The organism is Amycolatopsis sp. NPDC000009, assembly GCF_055563465.1.
Window position 1 is genome coordinate 32,810 of sequence record NZ_JBVHDI010000025.1, and the last position, 6,001, is coordinate 38,810.

Consider the following 6,001-nt stretch of genomic DNA (forward strand, 5'->3'; position numbering starts at 1 on the left):
CTAACCGAACGCCGGAGTTCACCTCAACGAGCTACCTACTTAGACTAGCCTTACCTTCCCCACCACGAACGGAGGCGCCGGTGACCGCAACGGCCACCACCAGCCGGAGTGTCCTGCGACAGGCGATTTCCGGGCAACGACGGCGGGTCACTCTCGCCTCCGTGCTCGCCGCCGGGCACCAGGGCGGTGAAGCGCTCGTCCCGGTGATCATCGGGGTGGTGATCGACCAGGCGGTCGACGGCGGCTCGGTGGGCACGCTCGTGTTCTGGATCGCCGTGCTCGGCGTGATCTTCGCCGGACTGTCTTACAGCTACCGGTTCGCCGCGCGCGCGGCCGAGGGCGCGTCGCTGCGGGCGGCGCACGACCTGCGTATCGCGATCAGCCGGCGGGTCCTCCATCCCGGCGGCGGCGCCGACAAGGGCAAGCTGGCGGGCGAACTGGTCAACATCGGCACCAGCGACGCGCAACGCGTCGGGGTGGTGAACGCGGCGCTGCCGTTCGGGATCGCCGCGCTCGCCGGAGTACTGGTCAGCGCCATCGCTCTGCTGCGTATCTCGCTTCCGCTCGGGTTGCTCGTATTGCTGGGCACACCGCCGCTGCTGTACCTGGCGCATCTCATCGGCAAGCCGCTTGAGCGCCGCAGCGAAGCCGAACAGGAGCGGTCCGCGCACGCCTCGGGCGTCGCCACGGACCTGGTGTCCGGCCTGCGGGTGCTCAAGGGCATCGGCGCCGAACCCGCCGCGGTCGCCCGCTACCGCGACACGAGCCAGAACTCCCTCAAGGCGACCTTGCGCGCCGCGCGGGCGAAGGCCTGGCACGACGGCGCGGTGCTCGCGCTGACCGGGATCTTCATCGCGGTCGTCGCCCTGGTCGGCGGGCATCTCGCGGCGTCGGGCTCGATCAGCGTCGGCGACCTCGTCGCCGCGGTGGGGCTGGCCCAGTTCCTGCTCACGCCGTTCCTGATCTTCTCGTGGGTCAACGGCGAACTGGCGCAGGGCCGCGCGTCGGCGTCGCGGGTCGCCGACCTGCTGACCACGCCGGTCGCGGTCGAACCGGGTGACGGCGAACTGCCTTCCCCCGCCGCCGGGAACGTCAAGTTCACCGGGGTCTCCTACCGCAGCCTGCGCGGGGTCGACCTCGACATCCCGGCCGGGCAGCTGATCGGTGTCGTCGCGGCCGATCCGGCCGCCGCGACCGACCTGCTCGACTGCCTCGGCCGCGCGGGAGATCCGGCCGAGGGGAAGGTCCACGTCGACGGCGTCGATCTGTCCACTGTGGACCCTGACCGGGTACGGGAGGTGGTCCTGGTCGCCGCGCACGACGCGGACCTGTTCGAAGGGACGCTCGCCGAGAACGTCCACGCGGAAGGCCGTTCCTCCGACGAGGCACTGGCCGCGTCGGCCGCGGACGAGGTCGCGGCGGCCTTGCCGGACGGCACCGCGACCGCGGTCACCGAACGCGGACGCTCCCTCTCCGGTGGCCAGCGGCAGCGGGTCGCGCTCGCCCGCGCGCTCGCCGCGGACGCGCCGGTGCTCGTCGTCCACGACCCGACGACGGCGGTCGACACGGTGACCGAAGCGAAGATCGCCACCGGGCTCGCCCGGCTACGACGAGGACGGACCACGATCCTGGTGACCACGAGCCCCGCCCTGCTCGCCGTGGCGGACCGCGTCGTCGTCCTCGACGGCGGCCGGATCACCGGCGAGGGCGGCCACGCCGAACTGGCCCGCGATCGCGCCGACTACCGCGCGGCGGTGCTGTCATGACCCGCGAACTCCTCCCCACCGCCGACGGCAAGCGGATCCGCGCTGTCCTCGGCGAACTGCTCCGCACTTCGAAGGCCCGCGCCGTCGGCGCGCTGGCGATGCTCGTCGGCGCGACCGCGATCGGACTGCTCACCGCCCGGCTGCTCGGCCACATCGTCGACCTGGTCATCGAGAAGCGGCCCGCGACCGAGCTGACCACCCCGGTGGTGGCGCTGGTCCTGGTCGCCGTCGCACAGGCCATCGCGACGGCTCTGGGTGTCTCGCTCACCGCCAAGCTCGGCGAAACACTGCTCGCGGAACTCCGCGAACGATTCGTAGACCGGGCGCTGGGGCTCCCGCTGGAACAGGTCGAACGTGCGGGCTCCGGCGACCTGACCGCCCGCGTCACCAACGACGTCACGGTGGTCGCGAGGGCGGTCCGCGAAGCCCTGCCCGAACTGGGCCGCTCGGTGCTGACGATCGTGCTGACCCTCGGCGCGCTCGCCGTCCTCGACTGGCGTTTCCTCCTGGCCGCGCTGCTCGCGACACCGATCCAGCTGCACACCGTGCGCTGGTACGTCCGCAACGCCGTGCCGTTGTACGCGAAGCAGCGGATCGCGACGGGTTCGCAGCAGCAGCAACTGCTCGACACGATCGGCGGCGCGAAGACCGTCCGCGCGTTCCGGCTCGCCGACGCCCACGTGGAGCGGGTCCGGCAGCGGTCCGAGGGCGCGATGGACCTGATGCTGCGCGGTGTCCGGCTGATGACGAGGTTCTTCGCCCGGCTCAACCTCGCCGAGTTCGTCGGTCTCTCGGCCGTGCTCGCGGCCGGATTCCTGTTGGTGGGCGCCGACGCCGTGACCGTCGGCGCGGCGACCGCGGCGGCGTTGTACTTCCACAGTCTCTTCGGTCCGATCAACAGCGCGCTGGCGCTGGTGGACGACGCGCAGGCGGCCGCCGCGAGCCTCGCCCGGCTGATCGGCGTCGCCGACCTGCCCGCGCCGCTCGAACCCGAACGGCCGGCGAAACCCGTCGACGCCTCGGTGAAGGTGGCGGGGATCTCCCATTCCTATGTGGACGGTCACCCGGTGCTGCGGGACGTCGACCTCAGCCTCTCCCCCGGTGAGCGGGTCGCCCTGGTCGGCGCGAGCGGGGCGGGCAAGACGACGCTGGCCAAGCTGATCGCCGGGATCCACACTCCGGCCTCGGGGACGATCTCCGTCGGCGGGGTCCCGCTCGACGAGCTCGGGCCGTCCGCCACGCGGCAGGCGGTCGCGCTGATCAGCCAGGAGGTGCACGTCTTCGCCGGTTCGCTGGCCGACGACCTCCGCCTCGCCCGGCCGGGCGCGACCGACGCAGAACTGTTGGCAGCACTGGAAAAGGTCGGTGCGCGCGGCTGGGCGGAGGCGCTGGGCGAAGGTCTCGCGACCGTGGTCGGCGAGGGCGGGCATCGGCTGACCGTCACCCAGTCCCAGCAGCTGGCGCTGGCGAGGCTCGTGCTCGCCGATCCGCCGATCGCGATCCTCGACGAGGCGACCGCCGAAGCCGGGAGCGCGGGCGCGAAGACCCTCGAAGCCGCCGCGGCCGCGGCACTGGAGGGCCGGACCGGTCTGGTCGTCGCGCACCGGCTGACGCAGGCCGCGGCGTCGGACCGCGTCGTCGTGCTCGACGCCGGCGTGATCGTCGAAAGCGGGACACACGAAGAACTCGTGGCCTCCGGCGGTCAATACGCAACGCTTTGGGCGGCCTGGTCGGACAACCGTTCACGGACGTGACCCGGGACGCACCGTCACCGGTTGCAATCGGGCGGTCGGCGTCTTAGGTTAGCCAAACCTGATCCTCGATTAATCCGGCATTCCGCCGGACAGCCGATCACGAAGGACGGACGATGGCCCGAATCCCCACCCTCTCCGCCGTGCGCGGGCGCCTGAAGACCGCCGGCCTCCTGGCGTCCACCCTGGTGCTGGCCGCCTCGCTCACCGCGTGCGGAGGAGGCGGCGAGTCGGCCACCCCGGCCGCGCAGAACTCCGCCGGCTCCGCGGTCGACGCGAACGCGTTCCCGACCACGATCGAGCACAAGTACGGCAGCACCACCATCACGCAGGAGCCCAAGCGCGTCGTCACGGTCGGCCTGACCGAGCAGGACGCGCTGCTCGCGCTCGGCGTTGTCCCGGTCGGTGTCACCGAATGGCTCGGCAAGTTCCCCGGCACCATCGGACCGTGGGCGACCGACAAGCTCGGCGGCGCCGCGCTGCCCGAGGTCCTCAAGGACGTGGACGGGCCGCAGTACGAGAAGATCGCCGCGCTCAAGCCGGATCTGATCATCGCGCTGTACTCCGGGCTCACCAAGGAGCAGTACGACAAGCTGAGCCAGATCGGCGTCCCGGTCGTCGCGCAGCCGAAGGAGTACAACGACTACGGCATCCCGTGGAACGAGGCGACCAAGAAGGTCGGCCAGGCCGTCGGCCGCTCCACCAAGGCGAACGAACTGGTCAAGGGTGTCGAGGACAAGTTCGCCCAGGCCCGCAAGGACCACCCGGAGTTCGCGGGCAAGTCGGCGCTGATGGCCTCGACCTACGAGGGCTACTTCGTCTACGGCAGCCAGGACGGGCGTTCGCACATCCTCGAATCGCTCGGGTTCAAGCTGCCCGCCGACCTCGACGCCGCCATCGGTGACAAGTTCGGCAAGAGCCTCAGCGCCGAGCGGACCGACCTGCTCGACCGCGACGCGCTCGTGTGGCTCATCGACACCCCGGCCAAGGCGCAGGAGATCCTCGGCAAGGACGCGCTCTACAGCGGCCTGAAGGTCGCGAAGGAGAAGCGCGAGGTCTTCATCGAGAACGAAGGCACCTACGGCAGCGCGGTCTCCTTCGTGACCGTGCTGAGCCTGCCGTACGTGATCGACCGGATCGTCCCGCAGCTCGCCGCGGCGGTCGACGGCGACCCGAAGACCGAGGTCAAGCCGGCCAGCTGAGCCCGCTCGCGGTTCACGTGAAGGCCCCCTCCTTGCGCCTGGCGCTGGGAAGGGGGCCTTCACGTACTTCGAGGTCCTTCTGGGGGCCGTGCCTAGCCGGAGGTGTTGCGAAAGCCACTTTCGCAACGTTGAAGGTTGCGAAAGTGGCTTTCGCAACCCCGCCTCCCCAGACCCTGGGTGCGCCTCAGTGCGGGAATCCCCAGGAGTCGTGCAGCGGAACGGTGATCTGCTTCAACCACGTCTTCGTGGTGAAGTCGCGGGCCTTGATGACCACCGAGCCGGGCGAGACCTCGACCTGCAGCCCCTGGTTGAACGCGCCGCCGAGGGACACCTCCCCGCCCTTGCCGTCGTCCGTCCAGCCGGTCTGCACGGCCGCGGTGTTGACCACCGTGAATCCTTCGAGGTTGCCGGTCCCCGGCACCACCCGGCGGACCACCCAGTCCGACAGGTTCAGATCCCAGTGCGTGTGCCCGGAGAAGAGGAACACGTCCCGGTGGCGGCCGAGGATCGAAAGCAGCCTGTCCGGCTGGAGGTAGTCCGACCGGTAGAGCTTGTTGTGCGTGCCGGAAACGGTGTTGGGCAACGGATGATGCGTCAGTACCATCACCGGGCTGCGCCGGTTGGACCAGTACCGGAGGCGTTGTTCGAGCCAGGTGAACTGGCGGTCGCTCATCCAGACCTCGTCCCACAGCTTGGGGTCGTGGTACTTCGCGTACCGCTCGGTTCCCAGGCAGAGCACCGGAACACCGCCGAACGACGTCTCGTTGTAGACGGTGTTGCGGCCCGCGAACCGGTAGAAGCTGCGGAAGAGGGAATCCTCGGTCGTCCCGTTGGGCCAGGTCTCCTGGGCGAGCGTGTCGGGATCCCGCCACTTCGGGACGTAGAACTCGTGGTTGCCGATCGCCCACGCCACTTCGCGCGGATGCGGGTGCCTGTCGAAGGTCGCGCGAAGCTGGGCGTACTCGAAGTCGTAGCCGCGCGGGGTGAGGTCACCCGCGATACCGAGCCCCGCGCTGCGCGGGTTGATCGCGTGCAGGTCGTCGAGCGCCTTGCCGAAATCGGTGAGGTCGCCCTGGATGTCACTCAGGATGTTGAAGCGGACGACCGGCCCGTGCGGGCCCCACTTCCCTTGCGCTTCCGCCTGTCCCGGCAGCATCGCCGCCCCCGCCGCCGCACCACCGGCGGTCACCATGAACGCTCTTCGATCCATAACCCGAACGCTACTCACGTTCTATGGCCGGATTCGGTCGCGCTTCTGAACAACGCAAGTCCGTGAAGGCCT

General features: G+C 70.2%; 4 protein-coding genes. 3 read left to right on the forward strand and 1 reads right to left on the reverse strand.

Annotated elements, in window-relative coordinates; translation table 11 throughout:
- Positions 1 to 80: 80 nt before the first annotated feature.
- From ACZ3HL_RS39285 to ACZ3HL_RS39295, 3 genes are all read left to right on the forward strand, one after another.
- Entirely contained in the window at positions 81 to 1,766 is a 1,686-nt protein-coding gene (locus tag ACZ3HL_RS39285; RefSeq protein WP_465536699.1) for an ABC transporter ATP-binding protein, read from the forward strand.
- Positions 1,763 to 3,520: an ABC transporter ATP-binding protein gene (locus tag ACZ3HL_RS39290; protein WP_465536701.1), complete on the forward strand. Its 1,758-nt coding sequence runs from the start codon at positions 1,763 to 1,765 to the stop codon at positions 3,518 to 3,520. Before ACZ3HL_RS39285 ends, ACZ3HL_RS39290 begins: the two co-directional genes overlap by 4 nt.
- Positions 3,521 to 3,633: 113 nt before the next feature.
- Positions 3,634 to 4,719 (forward strand): iron-siderophore ABC transporter substrate-binding protein, encoded by a 1,086-nt coding sequence (locus ACZ3HL_RS39295; RefSeq protein WP_465421953.1) that lies wholly within the window; start codon positions 3,634 to 3,636, stop codon positions 4,717 to 4,719.
- 184 nt (positions 4,720 to 4,903) lie between these two features.
- On the opposite strand, the gene ACZ3HL_RS39300 is transcribed toward ACZ3HL_RS39295, so the two are convergent.
- Complete coding sequence (locus tag ACZ3HL_RS39300) at positions 4,904 to 5,929, reverse strand: metallophosphoesterase family protein (RefSeq protein ID WP_465536703.1); 1,026 nt, start codon at positions 5,927 to 5,929, stop codon at positions 4,904 to 4,906.
- Positions 5,930 to 6,001 lie beyond the last annotated feature (72 nt).

Coding starts and splice junctions, on each gene's coding strand:
- ACZ3HL_RS39290 (WP_465536701.1), top strand. CDS start 1,763: ATGACCCGCGAACTCCTCCCCACCGCCGACGGCAAGCGGATCCGCGCT.
- ACZ3HL_RS39295 (WP_465421953.1), top strand. CDS start 3,634: ATGGCCCGAATCCCCACCCTCTCCGCCGTGCGCGGGCGCCTGAAGACC.
- ACZ3HL_RS39300 (WP_465536703.1), bottom strand. CDS start 5,929: ATGGATCGAAGAGCGTTCATGGTGACCGCCGGTGGTGCGGCGGCGGGG.